Source organism: Marinobacter nauticus ATCC 49840 (genome assembly GCF_000284615.1).
GTDB lineage: Bacteria > Pseudomonadota > Gammaproteobacteria > Pseudomonadales > Oleiphilaceae > Marinobacter > Marinobacter nauticus.
Map to the genome: position 1 here is coordinate 1,084,091 of NC_017067.1, position 23,502 is coordinate 1,107,592.

26 protein-coding genes are annotated in these 23,502 nt (G+C 57.4%); 11 read left to right on the plus strand and 15 right to left on the minus strand.

The window, feature by feature from the left end; all coding sequences use genetic code 11:
* Window positions 1–133 precede the first annotated feature (133 nt).
* From MARHY_RS04955 to MARHY_RS04980, 6 genes are all read right to left on the minus strand, one after another.
* The gene (locus MARHY_RS04955) at window positions 134–895 is read right to left on the minus strand and encodes a (2Fe-2S)-binding protein (RefSeq protein ID WP_014420811.1); all 762 of its coding nucleotides are present in this window, start codon (window positions 893–895) and stop codon (window positions 134–136) included.
* Complete coding sequence (fhuB, locus tag MARHY_RS04960; protein WP_014420812.1) at window positions 882–2,915, minus strand: Fe(3+)-hydroxamate ABC transporter permease FhuB; 2,034 nt, start codon at window positions 2,913–2,915, stop codon at window positions 882–884. The genes MARHY_RS04955 and fhuB overlap by 14 nt, the downstream gene beginning before the upstream one ends.
* A complete protein-coding gene (locus MARHY_RS04965; protein ID WP_014420813.1) occupies window positions 2,902–3,831 on the minus strand; it encodes an ABC transporter substrate-binding protein in 930 nt (309 codons plus the stop codon). The genes fhuB and MARHY_RS04965 overlap by 14 nt, the downstream gene beginning before the upstream one ends.
* Window positions 3,821–4,594, minus strand: a complete 774-nt coding sequence (locus tag MARHY_RS04970; RefSeq protein ID WP_014420814.1) for an ABC transporter ATP-binding protein — start codon at window positions 4,592–4,594, stop codon at window positions 3,821–3,823. Before MARHY_RS04970 ends, MARHY_RS04965 begins: the two co-directional genes overlap by 11 nt.
* Window positions 4,595–4,677: 83 nt before the next feature.
* Complete coding sequence (locus MARHY_RS04975; RefSeq protein WP_014420815.1) at window positions 4,678–6,465, minus strand: ABC transporter ATP-binding protein; 1,788 nt, start codon at window positions 6,463–6,465, stop codon at window positions 4,678–4,680.
* Window positions 6,466–6,544: 79 nt separating this feature from the next.
* Window positions 6,545–6,997 carry a YaiI/YqxD family protein gene (locus tag MARHY_RS04980; RefSeq protein WP_014420816.1) on the minus strand — a complete coding sequence of 151 codons (453 nt, stop codon included), beginning with the start codon at window positions 6,995–6,997 and terminating at the stop codon, window positions 6,545–6,547.
* 298 nt (window positions 6,998–7,295) lie between these two features.
* On the opposite strand from MARHY_RS04980, the gene MARHY_RS04985 reads away from it, so the two are divergent.
* Window positions 7,296–7,862 carry a histidine phosphatase family protein gene (locus MARHY_RS04985; protein ID WP_041654588.1) on the plus strand — a complete coding sequence of 189 codons (567 nt, stop codon included), beginning with the start codon at window positions 7,296–7,298 and terminating at the stop codon, window positions 7,860–7,862.
* A gap of 40 nt (window positions 7,863–7,902) precedes the next feature.
* A complete protein-coding gene (locus tag MARHY_RS04990) occupies window positions 7,903–8,241 on the plus strand; it encodes a zinc ribbon domain-containing protein YjdM (protein ID WP_011785654.1) in 339 nt (112 codons plus the stop codon).
* A 45-nt stretch (window positions 8,242–8,286) separates the two neighbouring features.
* Here MARHY_RS04990 and MARHY_RS04995 read toward each other — a convergent pair whose 3' ends face one another.
* Window positions 8,287–9,006: a tellurite resistance TerB family protein gene (locus MARHY_RS04995; RefSeq protein ID WP_014420820.1), complete on the minus strand. Its 720-nt coding sequence runs from the start codon at window positions 9,004–9,006 to the stop codon at window positions 8,287–8,289.
* Window positions 9,007–9,242: 236 nt separating this feature from the next.
* Between MARHY_RS04995 and MARHY_RS05000 the strand changes: the two genes are divergently transcribed.
* Window positions 9,243–11,549 carry a putative bifunctional diguanylate cyclase/phosphodiesterase gene (locus MARHY_RS05000; RefSeq protein ID WP_014420822.1) on the plus strand — a complete coding sequence of 769 codons (2,307 nt, stop codon included), beginning with the start codon at window positions 9,243–9,245 and terminating at the stop codon, window positions 11,547–11,549.
* 66 nt (window positions 11,550–11,615) lie between these two features.
* Window positions 11,616–12,119: a copper chaperone PCu(A)C gene (locus MARHY_RS05005; RefSeq protein WP_014420823.1), complete on the plus strand. Its 504-nt coding sequence runs from the start codon at window positions 11,616–11,618 to the stop codon at window positions 12,117–12,119.
* A 32-nt stretch (window positions 12,120–12,151) separates the two neighbouring features.
* Here MARHY_RS05005 and MARHY_RS05010 read toward each other — a convergent pair whose 3' ends face one another.
* On the minus strand, window positions 12,152–12,895 hold the full coding sequence (locus MARHY_RS05010) for a class I SAM-dependent DNA methyltransferase (RefSeq protein ID WP_014420824.1): 744 nt from the start codon (window positions 12,893–12,895) through the stop codon (window positions 12,152–12,154).
* A gap of 140 nt (window positions 12,896–13,035) precedes the next feature.
* Window positions 13,036–13,314, minus strand: a complete 279-nt coding sequence (locus MARHY_RS05015; RefSeq protein ID WP_014420825.1) for an Rdx family protein — start codon at window positions 13,312–13,314, stop codon at window positions 13,036–13,038.
* Between the two features lie 82 nt (window positions 13,315–13,396).
* Here MARHY_RS05015 and MARHY_RS05020 point away from each other — a divergent pair, with 82 nt between their 5' ends.
* Entirely contained in the window at window positions 13,397–14,290 is an 894-nt protein-coding gene (locus tag MARHY_RS05020; protein WP_014420826.1) for a diacylglycerol/lipid kinase family protein, read from the plus strand.
* Here the strand turns inward: MARHY_RS05020 and MARHY_RS05025 are convergent.
* Entirely contained in the window at window positions 14,287–16,479 is a 2,193-nt protein-coding gene (locus MARHY_RS05025) for an OsmC domain/YcaO domain-containing protein (RefSeq protein WP_014420827.1), read from the minus strand. The two genes, MARHY_RS05020 and MARHY_RS05025, sit on opposite strands and share 4 nt — an antisense overlap.
* Window positions 16,480–16,503: 24 nt before the next feature.
* Between MARHY_RS05025 and MARHY_RS05030 the strand changes: the two genes are divergently transcribed.
* On the plus strand, window positions 16,504–16,737 hold the full coding sequence (locus MARHY_RS05030) for a hypothetical protein (protein WP_014420828.1): 234 nt from the start codon (window positions 16,504–16,506) through the stop codon (window positions 16,735–16,737).
* A 3-nt stretch (window positions 16,738–16,740) separates the two neighbouring features.
* Here MARHY_RS05030 and MARHY_RS05035 read toward each other — a convergent pair whose 3' ends face one another.
* Window positions 16,741–17,574, minus strand: coding sequence for a M90 family metallopeptidase (locus MARHY_RS05035; protein ID WP_014420829.1), 834 nt, complete (start codon window positions 17,572–17,574; stop codon window positions 16,741–16,743).
* 42 nt (window positions 17,575–17,616) lie between these two features.
* Entirely contained in the window at window positions 17,617–18,036 is a 420-nt protein-coding gene (locus tag MARHY_RS05040) for a universal stress protein (RefSeq protein ID WP_011785641.1), read from the minus strand.
* Window positions 18,037–18,121: 85 nt separating this feature from the next.
* Between MARHY_RS05040 and MARHY_RS05045 the strand changes: the two genes are divergently transcribed.
* Window positions 18,122–18,445 carry an antibiotic biosynthesis monooxygenase family protein gene (locus MARHY_RS05045; RefSeq protein WP_014420830.1) on the plus strand — a complete coding sequence of 108 codons (324 nt, stop codon included), beginning with the start codon at window positions 18,122–18,124 and terminating at the stop codon, window positions 18,443–18,445.
* Here MARHY_RS05045 and MARHY_RS05050 read toward each other — a convergent pair whose 3' ends face one another.
* Window positions 18,446–19,417 carry a ribonuclease Z gene (locus MARHY_RS05050; RefSeq protein ID WP_014420831.1) on the minus strand — a complete coding sequence of 324 codons (972 nt, stop codon included), beginning with the start codon at window positions 19,415–19,417 and terminating at the stop codon, window positions 18,446–18,448.
* A gap of 71 nt (window positions 19,418–19,488) precedes the next feature.
* On the opposite strand from MARHY_RS05050, the gene MARHY_RS05055 reads away from it, so the two are divergent.
* The 3 genes from MARHY_RS05055 (at window position 19,489) to MARHY_RS05065 (ending at window position 21,525) form a co-directional block, all read left to right on the plus strand.
* Window positions 19,489–20,343 (plus strand): crotonase/enoyl-CoA hydratase family protein, encoded by an 855-nt coding sequence (locus tag MARHY_RS05055; RefSeq protein WP_011785638.1) that lies wholly within the window; start codon window positions 19,489–19,491, stop codon window positions 20,341–20,343.
* Between the two features lie 3 nt (window positions 20,344–20,346).
* The gene (locus MARHY_RS05060) at window positions 20,347–20,928 is read left to right on the plus strand and encodes a CPBP family intramembrane glutamic endopeptidase (RefSeq protein WP_014420832.1); all 582 of its coding nucleotides are present in this window, start codon (window positions 20,347–20,349) and stop codon (window positions 20,926–20,928) included.
* A 120-nt stretch (window positions 20,929–21,048) separates the two neighbouring features.
* Window positions 21,049–21,525, plus strand: coding sequence for a DUF4442 domain-containing protein (locus tag MARHY_RS05065; RefSeq protein WP_014420833.1), 477 nt, complete (start codon window positions 21,049–21,051; stop codon window positions 21,523–21,525).
* Window positions 21,526–21,541: 16 nt separating this feature from the next.
* Here the strand turns inward: MARHY_RS05065 and MARHY_RS05070 are convergent, their stop codons facing one another.
* Window positions 21,542–22,591, minus strand: a complete 1,050-nt coding sequence (locus MARHY_RS05070; protein WP_014420834.1) for an alpha/beta hydrolase — start codon at window positions 22,589–22,591, stop codon at window positions 21,542–21,544.
* An 81-nt stretch (window positions 22,592–22,672) separates the two neighbouring features.
* On the opposite strand from MARHY_RS05070, the gene MARHY_RS05075 reads away from it, so the two are divergent.
* Window positions 22,673–22,897 carry a putative signal transducing protein gene (locus tag MARHY_RS05075; protein WP_011785634.1) on the plus strand — a complete coding sequence of 75 codons (225 nt, stop codon included), beginning with the start codon at window positions 22,673–22,675 and terminating at the stop codon, window positions 22,895–22,897.
* 4 nt (window positions 22,898–22,901) lie between these two features.
* Here MARHY_RS05075 and thpR read toward each other — a convergent pair whose 3' ends face one another.
* Window positions 22,902–23,438 carry an RNA 2',3'-cyclic phosphodiesterase gene (gene thpR / locus MARHY_RS05080; RefSeq protein WP_011785633.1) on the minus strand — a complete coding sequence of 179 codons (537 nt, stop codon included), beginning with the start codon at window positions 23,436–23,438 and terminating at the stop codon, window positions 22,902–22,904.
* Window positions 23,439–23,502: the final 64 nt, after the last annotated feature.

The following is a 23,502-nucleotide window of genomic DNA, read 5'->3' on the forward strand; positions in this document are numbered from 1 at the left end:
GTTGATCAAGCCTCAAGGAGAGTGAGCATGAATCCGGAACAGGAAATACTCGATGGATTGAAGCTGGCGGCAGGTTCAGGTGCCGTCATAGGATTGATTGCGTTGGGGGTGATACTGGTTTCGATGCTCGGAGCTAGCTGATCCGCTCTTTCCGATAGATCCCACACGTTCCGCAATAGCCGCCTCCGGGCAAAAGATATTTGAGGCAGCACCCTTTGCGCTGAGGGATGGCACACCACTGTTGGCTGAATTCTGCCGGAATCCAGTCAATGTATCGGTTGGCCTCGCATTTGAACTGCGCCAGCCAGCTGCCGGCCTGTTTACACAACTCTGCCGGATTAACCCGGTTCCACACCACCGAATAGGGCGCACCCAGCGCCAGCCCGACGCTGCTCCAATAGGCCCCCGGACTAACCCCGAAATGGTGGCGGAACACGCCGTACCAGTCTTGCATCTGCTCACTGAGAATTCTTATGAACGCCTCAGGCTCCAGTATCTCCTGTTCACTGGCCGCATATTGCCAGCGAGACGGGTCCGCTGGTGTTGATGTTGTCGGGCACAGGAAAACCCGCCGGGGATCGAGTGCAGCACTGCTGCCATCCCTGAACAGCCGGATCACCAATGGTCCGATAATCTGAAGTGCCAGGCTCTGGTGCAGGACAGAAAGCCGCGCCTTGCGGAGTCGCGGATGATCGGCATCCTGATAGTCATTGAGGACCTGTTGTTGCAGAAGGTCTGGATTTGCCAGTAGCTGGGCCAGGGAGAACAACGCGGGTTGTTCGCGGTTGGCGGGTGTCAGTGCGCTGTCCATCAGAGTGGTAGCGTCAAGGTCGTGGCGGGCCAACAGATTGTGGTAATCCGTCAGCCATTGCGTTGCTGTCTCAGCCGCGACCATGACGGCTTAGCCCCCACAAGAAGTACAAGCCGCCGACCAGGGCGGCCAGCAGCCCCGCGGGTAGCTGATTGGGATACACCAGAACCCGGGCCAGGTAGTCGGCCAGTGAAAGCAGTAGGCCCCCTGCCAGGGCTGCGACCAGCATTTGCCGGCCCACGGTCTGTTGTCCCAGTACCCGGGCCAGGTGCGGGGCGATCAACCCGACGAAGCTTAATGGCCCGATCACTACAGTCGACGCCGCGGTCAGCACGGCAGCCAGCACCAGTAGAAGAAGTCGCGCCCGTGGCACCCGCAGTCCCAGGGCAGAGGCGGATGTTTCGCCCAGGGGCAGCAGTGTGAGCGGTCGCAGGGCAAGCAAGAGCAAGGTCGAAAGGCCTACCACCAGTGCCAGTAGACCGAAGGCTTCGGATTCCGAGATCAGCCAGGTGGAGCCGTACATCCAGTTCAGCAGGCGCGCTGCAACGGTGCCGCCAGAGGCCATCACCAGTCTCAGGCCGGCATCCATGAAAACGTACAGTGCCAGGCCGCCAAGCAACAGCTGGTTGCCCGCGAACTGGTGCTTGCGGGCCAGCAGCAGTAACAGGCCCAGAGCGCCGGCGGCACCCGCAGTGGCCGCCGCCAGTTGGCCAAGGCGGCCAATTTCAAGTCCGGTCAGGACCATAACCACCATCACCAACGCTGCACCGCCACTGATGCCGAGGAGCTCCGGACTGCCCATGGGGTTGCCGGTCATCCGCTGAATCAGGGTGCCGGCCATACCCAGAGCCATGCCGGCAAGGATAGCAGCCATTAATCTTGGGCCTCGCCATACCCAGGCGTCTGTCCACTGCGCCAACGGGGTCCAGTTCCAACCTTCAAGACCCGGAGACCAGCTCATGGAAAGAATGATCGTCAGGGCTAACAGAGTGCACAGAGTTCCGGCAACCAACTGCGGGCTTCGGCGGCGCGGTAGAAAGCCCGCAGGTCCGTTGCCCTGGTCAGGCATATGGTGAGTGTTTCGGAACCCCTGAAGCGCCAGAAGGATAACTGGGCCGCCAATGAGAGCGGTGGTGGTACCGGTCGGCACCAGCGAGCCGCCATCCCAGGCAGTTGCCCATTGGGCCAGAGTATCCGCCAGTAACAGCAGGCCACCACCAGCCAGTGTGCTCCAGAACAGTCGTTCGGTCAGTGTTCTGGCGCCCAGCAGTCTTGCCAATACTGGTGCTGCCAGGCCAACAAATGCGACAAGACCAACCCGGCTCACCACCACGGAGCTCATAAGCACCACCAGGAAAAGTGCAGCGGCGCGAAGCCACGACACCTTTGCTCCCAGCGAATCTGCCGAGGCCTGACCAAGCTGAAGCAGCTGTAGCGGGCGCATCAGGGCCAGCATGAGCGCTGCAATAACCAGCACCCTGGGAAGCAGATCAAAGAATGGGGTCCAGTTGTTCTGTACCAGAGATCCCGCGCCCCAGATAAACAGATTACCGAGCCACTCACCTTTCAGAAGCAGGAAGGCCATGTTGATGGCGCCGAGAAAAAAGGTCACCACCAGCCCGGCCAGAATCACGGTGACAGGTGAAAAGCCGAGCCGCCAGGTGAGCACTATTACCAGGCCGATGGCGAGCAAGCCACCGGCTACTGCGGCAAGATCAGGGCTGAAAGCCAGCAAACCAGGTGCAAACAGGGTGGCAAAGGTAACACCGAACTGTCCTCCGGCTTCGACCCCCAGGGTAGTGGGTGAGGCCAATGGGTTGCCAAGTACCTGTTGGGTAACAGCTCCTGCCAATCCCAGTGCGCAGCCAATCAGTATCGCGATGGAGACCCTCGGTGCCCAGCTGAAGTGGGCCAGAACGGAGGCGTACTGATTGCCATCAAAGGTCCAGAATGCGGCGAGAAGCTGTGAAAAGTGCAGTTGGTCGAACCAGGGTAAGGCACTGGCGCTGAATGCGGTAAGCCAGAGTAACGCGACCGCAATCGGGAGCCTGGCTGGAATCTCCGGGCGACTGGCGGTGTGCAGAGCGGATTCAGCGGCGGACATTGTCACTGCCCCCTTCAATCAGAGCGTTGGTCAGGGCAATGGCCAGGCGCTTCACCGGATAAACCCCACCAAAAGGCCAGGCAGCGGGAATCCGGTAGATCTCGTCGTTCTGTACCGGTGGCAGGTAGGTCCAGAAGGGACTGTTAGCCAGACTGTCAGCCAGGCCCGGAACCAGTGGCTCTATCACCACGATGCGGCTGTTTCGTGCATCTGCCACAGATTCAAGGCCTATGGCTGAAAACCCCCAGTAGTTGCCTGGATCTGACCAGGCATTGGTAAGCCCAAGGTTATCCAAGGCAGTCTGGAACAGACCGTTGGGGGCATAGATGCGGACATGGCGGTCATCCATAAAGTTCACCAGGGCAACCGGCTTGTCGGTGATGCCGGCTTGCTCCAGTCGTTTCCGCTGTTGACGCAAGGTCTGTTCGATATCGGCCAGTACCCATTCGGCCCGGTCGATCCGGTGGGTGATTTCGCCCAGGGTTATCAGCATTTCCCGGGCCCTGTCGAATGGACGGGCGTCTTTTTTATACACGCTGATGACGTAGGTTGGCGCAATCCGCTCCAACAGTTCGGCCGCGGGAGCCATTTCGGTGCTGGTGACGATCAGGTCGGGTTTCAGTTCTGCGATTGCCTCCAGGCTGGGCGCGACCCTGGTGCCGACATTGGCGACGCTGTCAGGCAGTTCCGGCTCCTGAACCCAGGTGTGATAGCCGGCTTTGTCTGCCACGCCAACGGGGGTGATACCCAGTAATAGCAGCGTCTCGGTGGCGGCCCAGTTCAGCGCGATAATGCGTTCAGGGGGCTCTTCAAGGGTTAGTGTGCCGCCTTCGTGGTGCCAGGTCTGGGCGGTTCCTGCGATCGGCAGCAGAAAGAGCAGCGCGCCGAGCATCATGGCTTTCGTGTTAATGGACATAGGAAACCCATTGTCCCGGCGCCCGCTCCATCACCCCCATGGGAACGCTGTAGATGGACTCAAGAATCTGGCTGTCCATGATCTCTGCCGGAGTGCCATCGGCCACCACCTGGCCCGCTTTCAGGGCCACCAACCGGTCGCAGAAGCGGGAGGCCAGATCGACATCATGCAGTACCACAATCACGGTCAATTCGCGCTGGCGGGCAAGGCGCTGCACAAGGCGCAACGTTTCTACCTGATGCTTTACATCCAGGGCGGAGATGGGTTCGTCCAGCAGCAGGCAGCGTGTTTGCTGTGCCAGCAACATGGCAATCCAGGCGCGTTGGCGCTCGCCACCAGAGAGGGTGTCGACAGAGCGGTGTTCAAAAGGTTTGAGGTCGGTGTCTGCGATAGCCTGATCAATCAGCGCGTAATCCGCATCGCTGTAGCGGCCAAGCGGGCCTCGCCAGGGGTAGCGGCCCAGCTCGATCAGTTCCCTGACCGTCAGGCCATCGGTGCCCGGCGGGTGCTGGGGCAGGTAGCCGACAATCCTGGCGAAAGCGCGGGCGCCCAGACTTTTCGCAGCGTTACCCTCAAGCCTGACATCACCGGCACTGGCTGGAATCTGCCTGGCCAGTGTCTTTAACAAAGTGGATTTCCCCGAGCCGTTATGGCCAAGCAGGGCAGTCACCTGGCCTTCGTTAAAGGCCAGGTTAATGTTATGAAGGATAGCCGTGCTACCAATGTGAACGGCGAGATCGCGGACATCAAAAAACGCGGACATTCAGATTCCCCTGTTTCTGTGGCTGGCAGGATAATCTAAATGCGAATACCTATCAATAATAATTGGTAAACAGAATTACCTTCTCACGCCTGACCTGTTTGCACGCGCCACTGCGCGGCGTAAGCTCCGTTATTGCGTATCAGGCTGTCGTGATCGCCTTCCTCAACAATCCGGCCATTCTCGACCACGGCAATGGTGTCCGCATCCACAATGGTGGAAAGCCGGTGGGCAATCATAATGACGGTGCGGTTATGGCCAATGCGCTTGAGTGAGCGCTGAATGGCGGCTTCGGTTTCGTTATCCACGGCACTGGTTGCTTCGTCCAGAACCAGAATGGGGGGATTCTTCAGCAGCGCCCGGGCCAGGGACAGCCTTTGACGCTGGCCGCCCGAGAGGCGAATGCCCCGCTCACCGACGGGGGTGTCCAGACCTTGCGGTAGTCCCTCAATGAAGGACCAGGCCTCGGCAGTCCGAGCGGCCTCCATGATCTCTTCTTCGCTTGCTTCCGGTTTGCCGTAGGCGAGGTTGTCACGGATGCTGCCTTCAAACAGATAGACATCCTGGCTGACCAGTCCAATGGCATCGCGCAGGGACTTCAGACTGACCTCTCGGATGGGCTGGCCGTCAATGCGGATATCACCATGGGCGGGGTCATAGAATCGCAATAACAGTTTGATCAGCGTGGACTTGCCGGAGCCGGTTGCGCCCACCAATGCCAGAGTATTGCCTGCCGGAACGTTCAGGGTAATGTCCTGTATACCCGCGCCACTGCCAGCGTAACGGAAGCTCACCTGGTTGAATGAAACCTTTCCGCGAACGGGTTGTTCCAGGGACTTGCCGGCTTCATCCCGGACGTTTACCGGTTCGGCGAGCAGATCGAGAATCCGTCGGGTACTGGCCATGGCCCGTTCAAACAGATCAATCACTTCCGCCAGCCCGGTCAGGGGCCAGAGCAGTCGCTGAGTGAGGAACACCAGCACCCCGTAAGCGCCCACGTTCAGGCTGCCTTCCAGCGCCATCATGCCGCCAACGGTAAAGGTGGCCAGGAAGCCGGCCAGAATGGCCATTCGAATGACCGGAATGAATGCGGAGCTGATACGAATGGCGCGGCGGTTAGCATCAACATAAGCTTCGCTCGCGTCCTTCAGGCGTTTGGCTTCCCGCTGTTCGGCGGTGAAGCTCTTGATTGTGGCGATGCCACCCAGATTGTTGGCCAGGCGGCTGGACAGGTCGCCTACTTTCTCCCTTACGTCTGCGTACAGCGGACCGGCTTTGCGCTGGAAATAGAAGGCACCCCAGATGATCAGGGGAATCGGTGTGAACGCCAACAGGGCAATCAGTGGCGACAGCACAAAGAATACGGCACCCACAGCCACTACAGTAACCGCTACCTGAATCATGGCATTGGCGCCGCCATCCAGGAAACGCTCCAGCTGGTTTACATCGTCGTTCATGGTGGCTACCAATTGTCCGGAGCTGTTGGCCTCAAAGAAGCTCATGTCCAAACGCTGGGCGTGTTCGTAGGCATCTTGTCGGAGATCGGACTGCAGTCGCTGAGCCAGGTTGCGCCAGAGAATCTGAAACAGGTACTCAAACAGCGACTCGCCAGCCCAGATGAAGAAGGTGAGCACCGCCAGGATGGTGATCTGTTCCCGCGCAGTCTCAAAGCCCAGGCCGGCAACGAAGCTCTCTTCCTGGTTCACCACCACATCGATGGCGACGCCGATCAGTATTTCCGGGGCAATGTCGAAGAGCTTGTTGATGATGGAGCAGGTGGTGGCGGCGATGATCTGGCGCCGGTAACCACGCGCGTATCGAAGCAGGCGGCCGAGAGCGGCAAAGCTGCTGGTGTGCTGGGCGCGTGTGGTCATGTTCCGCTTCCTTCTGCTGTCTGGTTGTCAGAGGCGGGAAGGGTAGCGGATTCTTCTGTTTATTAAAACAGAATCATTTTCACTTGCGTGCGTTTCTTTGCAGCCATCGGTTCAGTTGGTCGGCAAACTCTTTTCGATCTCCCTGGCTGAATGGGGCCGGCCCGCCGGTTACCTGGCCGGCGTTACGCATTTCTTCCATGAAGTTACGCATGGCAAGGCGCTGGCGGATGTTTTCTTTGGTGAAGGCCTGCCCACGGGGGTTGAAGACGTCTGCGCCTTTTTCGATGGCTTCGGCGGCCAGAGGAATGTCCTGGGTAATCACCAGATCGCCTTTGCTCATCTGGTCCATAATTTCGTTGTCTGCAACGTCGAAACCGTGTGGGACTTGCCGGCGGCTGATGTGTGGGCTTGGTGGCAGGCTGATGGCGTGGTTAGCGATGAAGGTGGTCTGGATTTGCCAGCGGGTGGCGGCACGGCAGAGAATTTCCCGGATGGGAACGGGGCAGGCATCGGCGTCGACCCAGATTGGCATTTCGGTTTTCCTTCGTTGGTTTGGCTGATGGTCAGTTTAACCTTTCATGGGGTGAGCCTGTTAGTTTGGTTCCGCGTATTGGCTAATAGGCCCTTGGAGGTTGGCTGGGGAGGTGTCGAGGCGATGGTGCATGGCATGTTCAGGGATGGCTTCCAAAAAACCGCTACGAGCTCATCCCTGAGCGCTTCTCTCCGGCCATCCATGGCCTCCGAGATTTTTTGGAAGCCATCCCTGAACACGCCGTCTGGCCGCGGTGATAATCGCTTGTTGAGGCGCAAGAGATACCTGGAGATGAATCATGCAAATCCTGGCAATTTTGCTGATGATAACGACAACCTTGGCTGCGTCACCATTGTCTGCGTCTGACAGTTCCGCATGGACTGCCCTTAGAGAGGGGCGAGCCGTTTTGATGCTGCGTCATGCCCTGGCTCCAGGCACCGGTGATCCAGTTGGGTTTGTTCTCGGAGATTGCAGTACCCAGAGGAATCTGAACGACAAGGGACGTGAGCAGGCCCGGGCGTGGAAAGCGTTTCTGGCAGAACATGGAATTGCTGAGGCGAGGTTGTTTTCCAGCCAGTGGTGTCGATGTGTTGAGACCGCCCAGGAAATGAATATGGGGCCAGTGACTGAGTGGCCGGCTCTGAATTCATTCTTTCGCAACCGGGGCGATGGCCCGCAACAGACCCGTGAAACCATCAACTTGGTGAATGCCCTTGGGCCCGGCATGCCGGTGGTGATGGTCTCACACCAGGTGAATGTGACAGCGTTGACGGGCATTTTTCCGGCTTCGAATGAAGGGGTGATTCTGGCGTTGCCGTTGTCGGAGAACCCGGACATTCTGGCGAGGGTGGCGCCGGGGCAATAGTGGTATAATCCTGTGCTCATTCAGTTAACAGGAAATGATAATGTCTCAGTTGCCCCCTTGCCCCAAGTGCAGTTCTGAATACACCTACGAAGATGGCGTTCAGCTGGTGTGCCCGGAGTGCGGCCATGAATGGACGGAGGCCGAGCAGGCAGCGGCTGAAGCAGGCAAGGTGGTTCGTGATGCCAATGGCAATGAGCTGCAGGATGGCGATACCGTCACCGTAATCAAGGATTTGAAGGTGAAGGGTTCCAGCCTGGTGGTGAAGGTGGGAACCAAGGTCAAGAACATCCGCCTGGTGGATGGCGATCACGACATTGATTGCAAGATTGATGGTGTGGGGGCCATGAAGCTCAAGTCGGAGTTTGTTAAGAAGGCCTGACGCTGATTCGGCACCGGGGTGGCCGGTGCCTTCTGCTGTGATTGATTAACTGGCAGCCAGCACTTGTTGTTCAAGCTCCCTGGCCAGATTGGGTTCTATCTTCAGGGCACCGGCCAGTTGTTCCAGCCAGGCGCGCTCCATGGGATTCTGCTCGTCAATCATCACCGCGCTGACGACATAGATTTCCCGGGCGGCCTGGGGCGAATCGGCGTTGTGTGCCAGAGCACTGGCATCCAGTGGCGCGTCGAATTGTTGCTGGATCCAGGCCTGGAGTTCGTCGTCCGGGCCCAGTCGCTCGATTTCCTGAGTCAGTAGTTGCCTTTCATTGGCATCGATATGGCCATCGGCACGGGCGGCCATAATCATGGCCTGGAGAATTTCCAGACCACGACGCTCCTGGTCGGCTCCCTGCAACTGCTCAAGGGGTTGGCCCTGTTGCACCGGGGCGGGCTGTGCCTGGCCCTGGTTGTTGCTCTGGTAGTTTTGATAGGCCTTCCATGCCAGTACGCCGACGCCGGCCAGGGCGCCATACTTCAGTGCCTTGCCGCCCATTTTCCGGCCGCGCTTGGAGCCCAGCATAAGCCCCAGTGCTCCGCCGCCCAGAAGACTTTTTACGTCAATGCCACTGCTGCCTTTACCTCCGGACAGCTGGTTGCCAAGGTTGCCCATCATCTGGTTTACGTTCGTTCCACCCTGGCTGCCTTGGCGGGACTGACCGCCCTGGGCCTGGTTCATGATCTGGTTCAGCACGGACATTACATTCATTGTCTGGCTCCTTTTCCGCCTGGTTGCCGTTGGCTTTGATTTTGATTCTAGCCTCAGTAAACCCTATCCGGCATGAACGCCAGATGAACAGATTGTCTGGATAACGACGGCAAAGTTCCTTTTGGCATCATCTTTTTTGGTAAGGTTGTGTCAAAACAGGGTGCGTATTTGCAACGTCATCCTATAATCATGGTTAGCGAAATTAACCCATTCACCGGGACAAATGGACTGACTACTTGGCGGCTCTGAAACGCAATATCTGGACGCTGTATTTTCTGATCGTAATCGTCGGCGTTGCGCTTTTAGGGGTGTCTCTCCAGCAGCGCTGGCAGGAAACCCTGTCTGATGAAACTGCGCATCAGTTGTCCAGAGCTGAGCTCATATCCCAATCCGTTCACAGTCTGTTCCGGACTCAGGAGCTGGTGCTTGATGTCGTGGGGCGCGAACTCCTCGACAGTGGCGAACCGCTGGAAGAGCGGAGGGAAATGCCTTTATTGGACAGTATCCTTTCGGTTAACCCGGCCCTCGTAGGTTTTGGCCTGGCTCGCCCGGACGGCACGCTGGTTCGTATCAGCACCAATATGGACACCAGCCGCCTGCCCAATCTCCTGGAGAACCCCAGTACCGCAGAAGGTTTCAGGCAAGCCCTTGAGTCGGATGTGATGGTGGTAGGGCGTACTTATTATATGGATGCGCTCGGTGCCTGGTTGATCCCGATACGGAAGGCGTTGCGAGCGGATGATGGTTCTGTGGTTGCAGTAATGACGGCCGGACTGAAGATCGGTGCCGAAGGTTCAGTTCTTGGGCAGGATCTGCACGATGGTCCCGAGGACAGTGTCATCCTGTTTCGGGAGGCAGACAAATACGTCCAGTTTATGTCGCGAGAGGGCGCAACGCCTGAGCGATATTCTGCCTCGCAGGTCAACGAGGAGCGTTTGAGCGCACAGCGGCGTGATTTCGAGGAGGGAACCGGAAAGACCATGGCCGATATCATGGCCAGTCCGGAGGCGGTTTCTTTTCATATGACCCGCGACCAGCGAGATTATCTGACAGCCGCCACCTTCGACGCTCGGTATCAGATCTGGACAGTGTCCGAGACGCGTTTTGCCCCTCTTTACCGCGATTTTATGGGAACCCTCGTACCCTACGTGATTGGCTTTGTACTGGGGGCCTGGTTGCTCTACCTGTTGTTCCGGGTTATTGATCGTGCCGAGGGAGAGCGTCGGGAAGAGTTGCTGTACCGGGCTCGACATGACGATCTCACCGGCCTGTTAAACCGCGCCGGGCTCCTGGATCGATTGGAAGGCAGGCTTTCTCAGGCGAGGCCGTTCAGTCTGGTGGTGATCAACATTGATAACTTCAGTGGCATCAATGACCGCTTTGGGCTGGAGTACGGGGATCACACCCTGGTGGAATTCGGGCGAAGACTTGAGCGGTTGGCGGAACGACACGACGATCTGGCGAGGCTCGGGAGCGATGAATTCGCCATCGTTACCCCCAATACCAACATCCCCTCGTTGACCGATGCCTGCCGGGCGCTGGTAGAAGATCTGGCCCAAATCTTCGAAGTGGGCCGGCTTCGTCTGCAGGTGGGGGCGAGTGTCGGGGTGGCCCGGTACCCCGAAGACGGAGACTCCCTCAGCAAGCTGATTCGTAGTGCCCACCTGGCGTTGTATGAGGCCAAACAAAGCCGGAATGCCGTCTGCGTCTACAAGGCAGAAATGGAAACCGCTTATCTACGGCGGCTGAACGTGGAACAGAGGCTGCGCTATGGCCTGGCCTCTCATGCTCTCTATATGGTGTACCAACCGCAGGTGAACGATGCAGGCGAAACCATTGGTCTGGAGGCTTTGGTGCGCTGGCAGGATGAAGAGTTGGGATTCGTTTCGCCGGCAGAATTCGTGGATGTGGCCGAGAAAAGCGGCCTGATGATTCCTCTGGGTAACTTCGTGCTGGACACCAGCCTGAGGGAATTCCGGCAATTGATAGACAAGGTGAAACAGCCGCTGGATCTGGCCATCAACATCTCGGTGATTCAGTTCTGCCAGCCAGGCTTCGTGGATACAGTATTGAACGCCTTGAAAACCCACGATGTCTCGCCGTCCTCTCTGGTTCTGGAGATTACCGAAACGCTGTTCATGGGCAATTTCGATCAGGTGCTGCAAACTATCTGCGACCTGAGAAGCCACGGTATACGCTTGGCCATGGATGATTTCGGAACCGGCTATTCTTCCCTCAGCCTGCTGCGCCAGTTACCTCTGGATGAGCTTAAAATCGACAAAAGCTTTGTGGACGGTATTGTTGAAGATGAAAAAGCCGCCAATATGGTGCGCAGCATCGTCGCCATTGCCCGCAGCCACAACATGAGTCTGATCGCTGAGGGTGTAGAAGAGCAGGCTCAGGCCCAGGCCTTGATCAAAATGGGCTGCCTGCGCTTCCAGGGTTACTATTTCAGCCGGCCGGTGCCTATGGCAGACGTTCGTCAGGTGCTCACTGACACGGCAAACACGGACAATATCCCTGCGACCATTCGTCGCTCCTGATGGCTTTGAAGTGGTCGGAGCCGGCCGCTACAGTAGTGATATTTGTCAGAAAACAAGGAACGCCGAATGAAACAACCCCTGATTGCTCTGGCATTGGGCGCAGCCCTGTTCGCCCCGGCCGCATTTGCTGCCGATCACGCACACGGTAACGACCACAAGAGCCATCCGATACAGATCAATCACCCCTGGAGTCGGCCAACACCGCCGGGTACGCCCATGGGTGTGGGCTATATGGCGATCACCAACCACAGTGAACAGGCCATCACCCTGGTGGGCGCAGAAACCCCTAGAGCCGGCAACGTTTCGATTCACGAAACTTCCATGCATGAGGGTGTCATGCGTATGCAGCCGGTAGATGGTGGTCTTCTGATACCCGCCGGCAAAACCGTGGAGTTAAAACCTCACAGTTATCACCTGATGCTTGAAAGGCTGCCTGAGCCCCTGGTTGAGGGCGAGAAAGTTCCGGTAAGACTGGATTTTGATGGTGCCGAAGACCTGAATATTGAACTGATGGTGCGCCCCCTTGACGGTGCCCCGGCGATGAACGACCACGCCGGCATGAAGCACTAACCACTATTCTTCTCAGCGAAATCCGGTAACGCTCAACGCTTTACGCAGACAAACAGTGCGTTTCCGGATTCGCCATCCCAGGGCAAGATGCGTTCGTAGTCGTGCTCGAAGATGGTCACGTCAAACCAGGGCTGCAACAGGGTGGCCAGCTCCCGAAAGCTCAGTGCTACCATGGGGTGCTCATCCTGCCAGGATTCACTGATGCCATTGGTGGTGCGATCAATGCTAAGCCGGAGCGACTGCCGTTCACCACTGCCGACGTAATGCCAGCCAGACCGAAAGGTAAACTCACTGTCATCGTGCAGGGCGGAGTGGCTGACATACAGGTTGTTGTTGATTCGGGTCTTGTCTACGGCATTGAAACAGAACAATCCGTTGGCTGATAACGCCTGGTGGGCGCTTTCGATACAGCCCTGAAGCTTCTCGATACCATCGCTGTAATGAATGGAGTACAGGAAGCAGGTAATCAGATCAAATGGACTATCAAACCGGAATTCGCACATATCCCGAACACTGAAGACGGCTTCCGGGCAACGCTCCTCGGCTACATCCAGCATGGGCTGATTAATATCCAGCCCTTCGCACTGGTAACCGAGGTTCAGGAAATGCCGGATGTGCGGCCCGGTGCCACAGGCCAGATCCAGATGACGCCTGCCGCCATTGCCGAATAGCTGATGTAACCGCTGTACCCCAAGACTCTGGGCCGGGTAATCGATATCGGCACACATCAGATCGTAGTAGCCCGACAAGTCGGTATATAAGGCATTAATGGACAAGGGAAAGCCTCTGCAGAGTCAACTGGATCACCTCTGGCGAACAGCAGCTGCAGACGGGCCTGGCGCAGCGGGCGGGCGTTTTGAGGGTGGCGTATGGTAGCGAAAAGATGCGGGAGCGGGTAGCCACCCTCGTAGATGTACTACACCGGCTTGTCTGAGTGCCCCAGTGAGTGCTCCGGGGCAATCTGATCCCGCACCAGCTGTTTCAGTTGCTTGATATCCGGGAAGCCCCCTTGCTCCTTGCGGGACCAGATTCGGGTATCGTTTACCCAGACTTCAAAGATGCCGCCGGAGCCGGGTTTCAAGGTGAGCTCGTCGACCATGCCGTCGAAGGTGGTTAGCAGTTCCTGCGCCATCCAGGCGGATCTCAGCATCCAGTTACAGCCAGTGCAGTAATGGAGAGTAATGCGCGTTGCCATACGGTAATGCTTCCTGCATGAAGAAATCGATCAGCCATGCTATCAAATGAAGGGGACAGTTTCTTTCTCCAGAGGGAATGGTATGGCGTATTGGCTGGTGGATAGCCCCGGTTCCGGTGATGGCTGCCGGGATGCGGATTTCTGGTTGCCCTATCTGCGCGAGCAGGGCATCGAGAACGTAACCGAGTGCAGGCTGGATGAGGCTGAACAGTGGCTGCGCCTGGTGACTGGCAACGACGTACTGTTGGCCGCGGGTGGGGATGGCACTGTGAACGGTGTGGCCGGTCTTTGCCTGCGCACCGGCGCGACTCTCGCGGTTCTTCCCTCGGGAACCGCTAATGATTTTGCTCGCAACCTGGGTATTCCGTCTGAACCGGCAGAGGTGGCCCGTCTGGTGGCGGACGGTAGCACCGAGATGATTGATGTGGCGGAGTTTGATGACCGCATCTATCTCAACGTGGCCCACATTGGCCTGGGCACTTTGCCTTCACGCCAGGCCAGTTCACCCACCAAAAGGTTTCTTGGAAAGTTCAGTTACATGGCCACACTGTTCCGACAACTGGGCGCCCAGCGGGGATTCCACGCCCATATACGTACTGATCGTTCTAATCTGGGTGGTCGTTGGCTATCGATTGCCGTTGCCACGGGGGCCTATTTCGGTGGCGGCCATGAAATACCGGAGGCCTCTGCGAACGATGGTTTGCTGGATGTCATTGCCGTTAAACCGCGCCCGTTGCCGCAGCTGTTACTTGCATTTTTGATGGTGCGCCTGAACCGCAAGACGCCGCGCCGGACCAGCACCGTGATCCAGATCAAGGGCAAGTGGTGCCACGTAGAAACCACCCGCGCCAAGACGGTAACGGTGGATGGCGACGTGGCCGGCAAGACCCCGTTTCGCGCAACCTGCCGGCCTGAGGCTATCCGGGTGATCGGCAAGCGGGTGATCCACACCGGCGAGCCGGCGCCCGCCGGTTAGGCTGACAGCCCGGCTTTGCGGGCCCTGGCCGCGTGCAGCTTCTTGTAGCTCTCGATCATCTTCAGGTGCCGGTCCAGCCCGCGCAGGTCCATGCCGGTTTCTTCCAGGCCAAAGAAGCGGACCGTACCGTTAATCGAGCCCACTACGGCATCCATTACCTCGTCACCAAACATCCGGCGGAAGTTGTACAGGTAGTCGTCCAGTTCCAGTTCTTCGTTCAACGTGGCTTCCAGAGCCGCGTTCATGGCCTGATAGAACAGGCCGCGCTCAACGGTGTTGTCATTGAATTGCAGGAACATCTCCACCAGCTCCTGGGCCTCTTCAAGCTCGCCCAATGCCAGGTAGATCAGCAGTTTCAGTTCCAGAATGGTGAGCTGGCCCCACACGGTGTTTTCATCGAATTCGATGCCGGTGAGGGTGACGATGGTCATGTACACATCCAGCTCGGCCTCTTCCAGGCGCTGTACCAGATCGGCCAGTTCTTCTTCACTCAAACGGTGCAGGTTGAGGATGTCTTCGCGGAATTCCAGGGCCATGTTGGTGTTGTCCCACACCAGGTCTTCCACCGGATACACCTCGGAATAGCCCGGCACCAGGATTCGACAGACCGGAGCGCCGAGGTCTTCGAACACCGCCATGTAGCATTCCTTGCCCATGTCCGCGAGGATGCCGAACAGGGTGTCGGCTTCTTCTTCGTTGCTGCCGGAAAAATCCCATTCCACAAAATCGTAGTCGGATTTGGCGCTGAAGAACCGCCAGGACACCACACCACTGGAATCGATAAAGTGTTCAACGTAGTTATTGGGTTCGGTCACCGCCATGGAGTTGAAGGTGGGCGCCGGCAGGTCGTTCAGACCTTCAAAGCTGCGACCCTGCAGCAGCTCGGTCAGACTGCGTTCCAGGGCAACGTGGAAGCTGGGGTGTGCACCGAAGGAAGCAAACACACCGCCGGTTTTCGGATTCATCAGGGTGACACACATCACCGGGAACTGACCGCCCAGGGAGGCATCTTTCACCAGTACCGGAAAGCCCTGTTCTTCCAGGGCTTTTATACCTTCGACAATCTCCGGGTACTTGGCCAGCACGCTCTCGGGAACATCCGGCAGGGCGATTTCGTTCTCAATGATCTCTTTCTTGACTGCCCGTTCGAAGATTTCTGACAGGCACTGTACCTGCGCTTCCTGAAGGGTATTACCGGCGCTCATGCCGTTGCTCAGGTACAGGTTCTCGATCAGGTTGGAGGGGAAGTAAACGGTCTCTCCGTCTGACTGACGCACATACGGAATGCTGCAGATACCACGCTCGGGCGTGCCCGAGTTGGTGTCGAACAGGTGCGTGCCCAGCAGTTCGCCGTCCGGATTGAAAATCTTCAGGCAGTAGTCATCCAGAATGCCGTCCGGCAACTCGCCTTCCGGGCCTGGCTGGAACCATTTTTCGTTCGGGTAGTGCACGAACTCGCTGTTGGCGATGTCCTGGCCGAAGTACTGGTCGTTGTAGAAGAAGTTGCAGTTCAGCCGCTCTATAAACTCACCCAGGGCCGAACACAGGGCGGCTTCCTTGGTGGCACCCTTGCCGTTGGTGAAGCACATGTGGGCCGCGGTGTCGCGCACGTGCAGAGACCACACGTGGGGCACGATGTTACGCCAGGAGGCAATCTCGATCTTCATGCCGAGATCCGAGAGGATGCCGGTCATGTTGGCAATGGTCTGCTCCAGCGGCAGATCCTTGCCCTCGATATAGGTGTTGCCGTCGCCGCCCGGGGCGGCGGTGAGCAGGGCCTGGGCGTCTTCGTCCAGGTTTTCCACCACTTCAATCTGGAAATCCGGGCCGGTTTGCACCACTTTTTTCACGGTGCAACGGTCGATGGAGCGGATGATGCCCTGGCGGTCCTTGTCCGAAATGTCTTCCGGCAGTTCCACCTGAATCTTGAAAATCTGCTTGTAGCGGTTTTCCGGGTCTACAATGTTGTTCTGCGACAGGCGGATGTTATCTGTGGGAATATCCCGGGCGTTGCAGTAAACCTTTACGAAGTAAGCCGCGCACATGGCAGATGAGGCTAGGAAGTAGTCAAACGGGCCGGGCGCCGAGCCATCGCCTTTGTAGCGGACGGGCTGGTCTGAGACGACGGTAAAATCGTCAAACTTGGCCTCAAGCCTCAGGTTGTCGAGATAATTGACTTTGATTTCCATGGGCAGCTTACCGGATTCAGAAATATGAACAGTTTACGCGGAGTAGACGAGGTAATCCCCGATGCGCGGGATGGTCTCACAAAAACGGAACGGACGATACTTTACGTCCTGAGCGAAACCCAGAAGGAGTTAGGCGGGCGCAATGTACCTACCGTGATGCTCTATGGCCGGGTACTGGAATACGTGAATATCAGCGAAGAAGAGCTGCATCTTTACCTGGATCGTCTTGGCGTCAAGGGAAACGGCCCAGGCGGCTGATCATCAAAACTGGCAGGCACGCATGTGCTCCGGTTCGATCCGGTAAAATCGGCACAGGGCAGCGTAGACGTCAGGTTGTTCACGCTTCAAGTGCTGCGGTTGTTGATAGAAGGCCTCGGTCAGCACCGCGAAAAACTCGGCTGGTTCGGTGGCGCCGTAGGGATCAAGCCAGGGTTTGTGGTGGTGTTCCAGCCTGTGCTGCAGGTGGTCCCAGGCTTCGGTCATGGTTTCCTGCCAGCGCGCCGCCTCATCGCCACTCAGTGGTGGTGCGCCGTCTGCAGTGCCATCCAGGTAGTCCAGCTGATGGGCGAATTCATGGAGAATCACATTGTGCGGGCCATGAGGATTGGCGATGGCTTGTTCACACTGGCTCCAGGCCAGAATCACCCGGCCGTGGGACCAGGCCTCTCCGGCCCGGGTTTCGTCACTGGTGCTGACCACGAGGCCATCACTTTCGGTGTCCTGTACCCGGTAAATATCGGGATAGACCAGGATGCTTTTAACGTCATCGTATTCGTAAAACCCGCGTTCAAGCAGCAAAAGGCAAGCATGGCCGGCAATGGTCACTCGCACCCGATCATCGATTTCAAAACCGGCACATTCGTAGAATTCCTTCTCCGAGATAAAGAGCTGAACCAGATTCTCCAGCCGGGTTTTGTGGCTGTCGGAGAGCCGATTATAGAGCGGCACATTTTCCTGAAGGTGGTGCCTCCAGAGTGCAGGGAACGGTTGTTGCAGTTCGCGCCGGCGTCGCCAGTTGCGGTAGAAAAACAAATAGAACAGCGAGCCGCCAATCAGGGCACTGGCGATAACAGCAAAAACAAGCGGTGCGGACATTGGTAACTTCCCTGTGAATGTCCGGCCAGTCTACCGCAAGCTTCAGCGAACCACGAAAACCGAAATGTCGCTGTGTTTGACGATTTCTGCCCCGTTAGAGCGCAGAAGGTGCAAGGTGTCGCCGAGGCCCGGTGCATGGGAGGCCATGATTACCAGATCGGCCTTGGTATCCTTGATCGCGCCCAGTAGTATTTTATCCAGCTCAACGGCGGTATCGACCGATTCCAGCACCCTGGATTCGGTCTGAATGCCGTGGCTCTTGCCCTGTTCCTCGGCAAACTCCGTGAGTTTGTCGGCCAGTTCCTTCGGGTTGTGGGCCGCGGCTCCCGGGGTACTGTTGGTGACCGTCACGTAGCACAGGCTGGCCTGGTAGTGTTTAGCCATGTCGATGGCGGTGTTCAGGGTTTTGGGTATCTTGTCGAGATGGGCAAGATCGACGGGAACCAGTATTTTCTGATACATGCGTCCGTCTCCTGTGGTCAGAATTTGATCTGTACTCTTCAAGTCTGGACCATGACCTCAGGATGCTGCAAATCAGGAGGAGGCGATGAAGTATATTTTCGAGGTCACGGTGAAAGACGGGCACTCTGCCGAGGAGTATGCCGATGCCTGGGTCCGGGCCAGTGAGCTGATTCAGCAGGCGCCCGGTGCCCGTGGTACCGAACTACACCGAAAGATTGGTGAGCCGAACAAGTTGATCGCTATCGCCAGCTGGGACAGCAAGGTCGACCGCGATGCCATGGATGCCCGGAAGGACCCGAGGATCGCGGAGATCATTAAAAGCGCCGCTCCGTTTGTTGAGATCCGGCCTTTGGGGGAATTTGAAGATCCTGAATGGGTGGTACTGCCGCCAGGCCAGAATAGCGACTGATTAGTTGTGGTCAACTTTGTGTAGCTGGAAGTCTTTCTCCAGACGGTAGGTGTCAAAATCCCGGGCCAGGAAAAGCTGGCCCTTGTAATGCTGCAACGCCTCGGCGGCGAGCTGGTTGATGTGAGGGCTGCCACCGGGGGCGGACTGATATCGGGAGCTGAAGTGGGTGAGTACCAGATTGGGCAGCTTCGTTGCCTGTGCGAACCGGGCCACCTGCTGCGCCGAGCTGTGTTGGGGCCAGGGGCCAACCCGGTCTGCGACATCCTGGGTGTAGGTGGCCTCGTGAATCAGGACGTGGGTGCCTTGGCAGGCATCTTTCAGCAGTTCCGGGGTGTCGTTGTCACCGCCGACAATGATTTTTCGCGCGGTTCTGGGAATGTGAGTGTAATCGTCGCTACGCAGCAGGCGCCCATCATCCAGTAGAACATCTTTGCCTTTCTGCAGGTCGCCCCATTGAGGGCCAGGCTCTATGCCATCAGCAACCAGTTTCTCCTTTTGCAGCTGACGTTCCAGATTGCGCTCTGTGAATACGTAGGCCCGGCAAGGTACCCGGTGTGAAAGCGCCACGTTGGTAACGCCCAAATGGTCATCCTGCCAGTAAAAATCCGGAGCTTCCGAGTTGATGAAGTTCAACGGATAACTCAGGCTGGAGTCACTGTTTTCGATGACCGCATCGATAAACCGGCGTACCTGTGGCGGCGCAATGATGTCCAGAGGCTCGGTGCGACCCAGCATGGAAGCGCTGGTAAGCAAGCCCGGTAGCCCGAAGATGTGGTCACCATGGATGTGGGTGATGAAAATGGCGCGCAACTGCATCACCGAATACCGTGTGCGCATCAACTGATGCTGGGTGCCTTCACCGCAGTCCACCAGATACCAGGGTTTGGGCCCCGACAGGCAAAGGGCCAGGCCCGTGACGTTGCGTGACCGGGTTGGTGTTCCGGCCGATGTGCCAAGGAAAGTGAATTCCATCGTGCCTCGTTTCGCGGTAATGTGCTCCCTAATAATACGAAACCATGCTCTCAGATGATACGGGATCCATCATGTCTGAACTCGCCAACTACGAAAGTTTCAATATTGAAGTAAAAGACCACATCGCCCATGTTCAGTTCAGTCGCCCTGAAGCGCTGAACACCATGAACAAAGCATTCTGGCTGGAGCTGCCGCGCTGCGTTCAGGACATTGAAGCCAATACCGATGCCCGGGTGATTGTGATCTCCTCGACTGGGAAGCACTTTTCCGCAGGCATGGATCTGGGCGTGTTCTCGGATCCGAAATCCGTGCCCATGAGTGGTGATCCTGGCCGTATGGCGGAGAACCTGCGAAGAGTCGTACTGCAGCTGCAGGATACTCTGAGCTCTCTTGAGAAAGTACGTCTGCCGGTGCTGGCTGCGGTGCACGGGGGCTGTATTGGTGGGGCTCTGGACCTGGTATGCGCTGCTGACAGCCGGTATTGCACCTCCGATGCCTATTTCACCATCAAGGAAACCGAGCTGGGCATGACAGCTGATGTGGGCACGCTGCAGCGGCTGCCTAAACTGATGCCTGAGGGCGTGGTGCGTGAGCTGGCTTACACGGGCCGCAAGTTCGGTGCTGAAGAAGCTCATCGCCTGGGTTTTGTGAACTCGGTATACGAGACTCAGGAAGCGATGCTTGAGGGCGTGATGTCCATTGCCGCCCAGATCGCTGCCAATTCACCGCTGGCGGTGACCGGCTGCAAGGAAATGATCAACTTCAGCCGCGATCACAGCGTAGAAGACAGCCTCCGCTACATGGCCACATGGCAATCCGGCATGTTCCGCCCCACGGACATGATGAAATCCTTCCAGGCCAAGGCCCAGAAACAGGCGCCCGCCTATGACGACCTGTTCCCGGTCAAGGGCCTGTTCGAAAACTGAGTTATGGCCCAAGGTCGCGCCACTATATCCACTACCGCCGCCCTGCTGTTTCAGGGCGGTATTGGTTTGGTAGGCTGGCTCGCGATCTGGCTGTTCGATATTCCGTTAATGCTGAACGGCCTGAATCTGCCGGAAATCCTGCTGTACGGGATCCTGGGCGCTGGCACCACCTACCTTGTGCTATTGCTGCTGACTCAGCTCTCCTGGCTGTTCCCTGACGATCTTGGTTCGCAAATGCAGGCCCTTTACCGTTTCGCGGCGAGTTATCGCTGGCCGGTATTGCTGACCTTGTGCCTGCTCGCCGGGGTGGGGGAAGAACTGTTGTTTCGTGGTGCCGTGCAGGGCTGGCTAATGCAGCACACCGGGCCCTGGACAGCCTTGCTGGCGGCCTCTGTGTTGTTCGGGTTGGTGCACTATGTGTCGTTTACCTATTTTCTGGTAGCGACGTGTCTGGGCCTGATTCTCGGTGGCGCTTACCTGGTATGGGGCAGCTTGCCCATGGTGATGGTCTGGCATGCGGTTTATGACATGCTCGCGCTGTACTGCCTGCTGAACAATCCCCAGTGGTTCGGTGTGAAACCTTGATGTTTTCAGTCTAAATAATTCAAACGGTCGTATGAATTTTCGTTGAAAATGCAGTGTGGCTGTAAGAAGATAGCCAGCTATGCAGTTTTCAGGCTGATTCTCAACCGTTTGGATGTTCCTATGAATTCAACCATTCGCCGCTGGTTTGCCAGTGCCGGCGCCATGCGCCGAGTGCTCTCTACTTTCGCCCCTTACCTGGGGGCAGGTATTAAAGTCACTCACATTGCTGATGACTTCAGCTCTGCAACGGTGGAAATGCGTCAGCACTGGTACAACACCAACTACGTGGGCACGCATTTCGGCGGATCTCTCTACAGCATGGTTGACCCAATGTATATGCTGTTACTGATGCGCCGACTGGGCAACGATTACATCGTGTGGGACAAGTCAGCGAGTATTGATTTTATCCGCCCCGGCAAGGGCGTGGTAAAGGCCCGCTTCGAGCTGACCGATGCGCGTCTCGAGGAAATACGCGAAGCCACCGCCGACGGCGACAAGTACTTGCCGGAGTGGTATGTCGACGTTGTGGATGAAGCAGGAACGGTCGTTGCCCGAGTCCATAAGGTGCTGTACGTCAGGCGAAAGCCGGCGGAGTAATGCCGGCACCAGCCTACTATGGTTGTTCCACTCTCTTCAGAAAAGCCGCGATGTCGTCGAATGCCTCGTCTGCTTCAGGGAGCAGTGGCGTGAAGATGTGCCATACATGAACCATGTTCTGCCAGGTGTGAAGCTCCACCGGTGAACCCTGGGCTTTTGCCTTGGCAGCGTAACGCGTGGCGTTGTCCAGCAGCATTTCCGTGGTGCTTGCGTGGATAAGCACGGGTGGCAGTTTGTTAAGCTCGCCCCGCAGAGGTGATGCAACCGGGTTGGTGGGAGAGATTCTGAACGCGGCAAGTGTTCCCCACCACAGCACGGGCAGCGGGATTTTGGACAAACCACCAAACACCGGGCCCAGTAGTGGGTCCGTGCGAATATTTTCGCGATTGCTCGGCGCCGTAAGCGTGAGATCCGTGGAGGGTGACAGGGCAACGGCGGCATCAGGCTGCCGCAGGCCATTGTCGCGAATCCACGCCAGCAGTGACAGGGTGTGGCTGCCGCCCGCTGAGTCTCCGGCAACCACCATGAAGTCGACAGGCGCTTCGCCGTCCGGGCCATGATTCAGCAACCATGCATAGGCCTGGCGGCAGTCCCGAATGCCATCCATGAACCGGTGTTCGGGCATGAGCCGGTAGTCAACCGCAAAAACGGCAGCATTGGCAATCCGGGAAAAACGGTCGGTAATCGCCCGGTGACTTCGAGGGCTGCCAGCAGCCCAGGCACCGCCGTGAATATAGAGCACACGTCGGCGGGAATCGGCCCCGGGCGCCAATATCCATTCTCCACGCGGATGATCCTGATGACGGATGTCCGATTCGATATCCACGCCTTCACCCAGGCTATCCAGGTGATTGCGGAGGGCGATCAGCCGGGCTTTGCCTTTCAGGCCACGGGAGGCCCGCCCCATGTCCTTGATGCGTTCTATGACCTCATCATGAGCCGGGTTTGGAGCAACTTCCTTGATAACCCAGTCCTGGCCGTCGTACTCGGAAAGATCCTTTACTCGGAAGATCAGCAGTGTGATCAGGACAACAAGAGTAACGACAGCGAGCAGAAACCAGAGCATGGACAATCCTTGGGGCGCGAGACACAGGGCATGTGGACGACTATAGTCGAAACAGCGTTAAGCATATAGGAGTGCTCCGTTTTGCAAATAGCCTATCGGGCCCGGGATATTACCGAGGCTCACATCATTGCTGGCCTGCTGCGTGCCAATCACATAGAGGCGCACGTAGGCGGACATTATCTGCAGGGCGCGCTGGGCGAGATCGGCGCAGCCGGCTTTACCAACGTGCATGTCGCTGACGAAGACTGGGTTCTCGCCAGAGCCTTGATTGAGGACTACGAGGCAAACCGACTTGAGCAATCCTGAGGCTTCAGGTGGTTAACGGATAGCGTTCCAGTACGGTATAGACCGAGCCGCTTTGGCCTGGACTGCTTTCAAACAGTGCAAAGCCCTGAACCGGCCAACTGCCAAACCGGGTCCTCTGGTAGTGCTCGATCAGCCCGGCCACCGAGCCTGCGCCAGCCCGAAAGCGGCTCAGTGTAATGTGAGGTTTGAATGAGGGATTCTGGAGAGTGAAGCCGTCGTTGATGAGCCTTTGGGCAAGGGTGCGTTGCAGTCCCCTCAGTTCTGCCTCGGGGGAGACTCCCGCCCATAGGATTTTCGGGCTCTCCTCCTTGCCGAAGCAACCCAACCCGGCGGCTTCCAGCTTAAAAGGCGTATGGGTCACCTTTCTGGCGTTATCCCGAGCCTGGATTACCTGTTCGGCCTCCACCTCTCCCAGAAACGCCAGGGTTAGGTGAAGCTGGGTTTTGCTTTGCCAGCGGGCACCTTTAATGTCAGTTTTTACCTTTAAGAGGCTGGTCTTGATCGACTCAGGAATTTCCAGTCCGAAGAACAGTCTTGGCATTAACTCCTCCATAGTCGGGACGTAGCCCGGCCTGGTCAATGTTGTTATAGTATAACGTTTTTGA

Excerpts from the sequence above, each read along its gene's own strand:
- MARHY_RS05055 (WP_011785638.1), top strand. The coding sequence starts at position 19,489 with ATGTCTGAACTCGCCAACTACGAAAGTTTCAATATTGAAGTAAAAGAC.
- MARHY_RS04965 (WP_014420813.1), bottom strand. The coding sequence starts at position 3,831 with ATGTCCATTAACACGAAAGCCATGATGCTCGGCGCGCTGCTCTTTCTG.
- fhuB (WP_014420812.1), bottom strand. The coding sequence starts at position 2,915 with ATGTCCGCCGCTGAATCCGCTCTGCACACCGCCAGTCGCCCGGAGATT.
- MARHY_RS05040 (WP_011785641.1), bottom strand. The coding sequence starts at position 18,036 with ATGTATCAGAAAATACTGGTTCCCGTCGATCTTGCCCATCTCGACAAG.
- MARHY_RS05005 (WP_014420823.1), top strand. The coding sequence starts at position 11,616 with ATGAAACAACCCCTGATTGCTCTGGCATTGGGCGCAGCCCTGTTCGCC.
- MARHY_RS05015 (WP_014420825.1), bottom strand. The coding sequence starts at position 13,314 with ATGGCAACGCGCATTACTCTCCATTACTGCACTGGCTGTAACTGGATG.
- MARHY_RS05050 (WP_014420831.1), bottom strand. The coding sequence starts at position 19,417 with ATGGAATTCACTTTCCTTGGCACATCGGCCGGAACACCAACCCGGTCA.
- MARHY_RS04990 (WP_011785654.1), top strand. The coding sequence starts at position 7,903 with ATGTCTCAGTTGCCCCCTTGCCCCAAGTGCAGTTCTGAATACACCTAC.
- MARHY_RS05070 (WP_014420834.1), bottom strand. The coding sequence starts at position 22,591 with ATGCTCTGGTTTCTGCTCGCTGTCGTTACTCTTGTTGTCCTGATCACA.
- MARHY_RS04955 (WP_014420811.1), bottom strand. The coding sequence starts at position 895 with ATGGTCGCGGCTGAGACAGCAACGCAATGGCTGACGGATTACCACAAT.
- MARHY_RS04980 (WP_014420816.1), bottom strand. The coding sequence starts at position 6,997 with ATGCCAATCTGGGTCGACGCCGATGCCTGCCCCGTTCCCATCCGGGAA.
- MARHY_RS04975 (WP_014420815.1), bottom strand. The coding sequence starts at position 6,465 with ATGACCACACGCGCCCAGCACACCAGCAGCTTTGCCGCTCTCGGCCGC.
- MARHY_RS05020 (WP_014420826.1), top strand. The coding sequence starts at position 13,397 with ATGGCGTATTGGCTGGTGGATAGCCCCGGTTCCGGTGATGGCTGCCGG.
- MARHY_RS04985 (WP_041654588.1), top strand. The coding sequence starts at position 7,296 with ATGCAAATCCTGGCAATTTTGCTGATGATAACGACAACCTTGGCTGCG.
- MARHY_RS05025 (WP_014420827.1), bottom strand. The coding sequence starts at position 16,479 with ATGGAAATCAAAGTCAATTATCTCGACAACCTGAGGCTTGAGGCCAAG.
- MARHY_RS04970 (WP_014420814.1), bottom strand. The coding sequence starts at position 4,594 with ATGTCCGCGTTTTTTGATGTCCGCGATCTCGCCGTTCACATTGGTAGC.
- thpR (WP_011785633.1), bottom strand. The coding sequence starts at position 23,438 with ATGCCAAGACTGTTCTTCGGACTGGAAATTCCTGAGTCGATCAAGACC.
- MARHY_RS04995 (WP_014420820.1), bottom strand. The coding sequence starts at position 9,006 with ATGAATGTAATGTCCGTGCTGAACCAGATCATGAACCAGGCCCAGGGC.
- MARHY_RS05045 (WP_014420830.1), top strand. The coding sequence starts at position 18,122 with ATGAAGTATATTTTCGAGGTCACGGTGAAAGACGGGCACTCTGCCGAG.
- MARHY_RS05065 (WP_014420833.1), top strand. The coding sequence starts at position 21,049 with ATGAATTCAACCATTCGCCGCTGGTTTGCCAGTGCCGGCGCCATGCGC.
- MARHY_RS05030 (WP_014420828.1), top strand. The coding sequence starts at position 16,504 with ATGAACAGTTTACGCGGAGTAGACGAGGTAATCCCCGATGCGCGGGAT.
- MARHY_RS05035 (WP_014420829.1), bottom strand. The coding sequence starts at position 17,574 with ATGTCCGCACCGCTTGTTTTTGCTGTTATCGCCAGTGCCCTGATTGGC.
- MARHY_RS05060 (WP_014420832.1), top strand. The coding sequence starts at position 20,347 with ATGGCCCAAGGTCGCGCCACTATATCCACTACCGCCGCCCTGCTGTTT.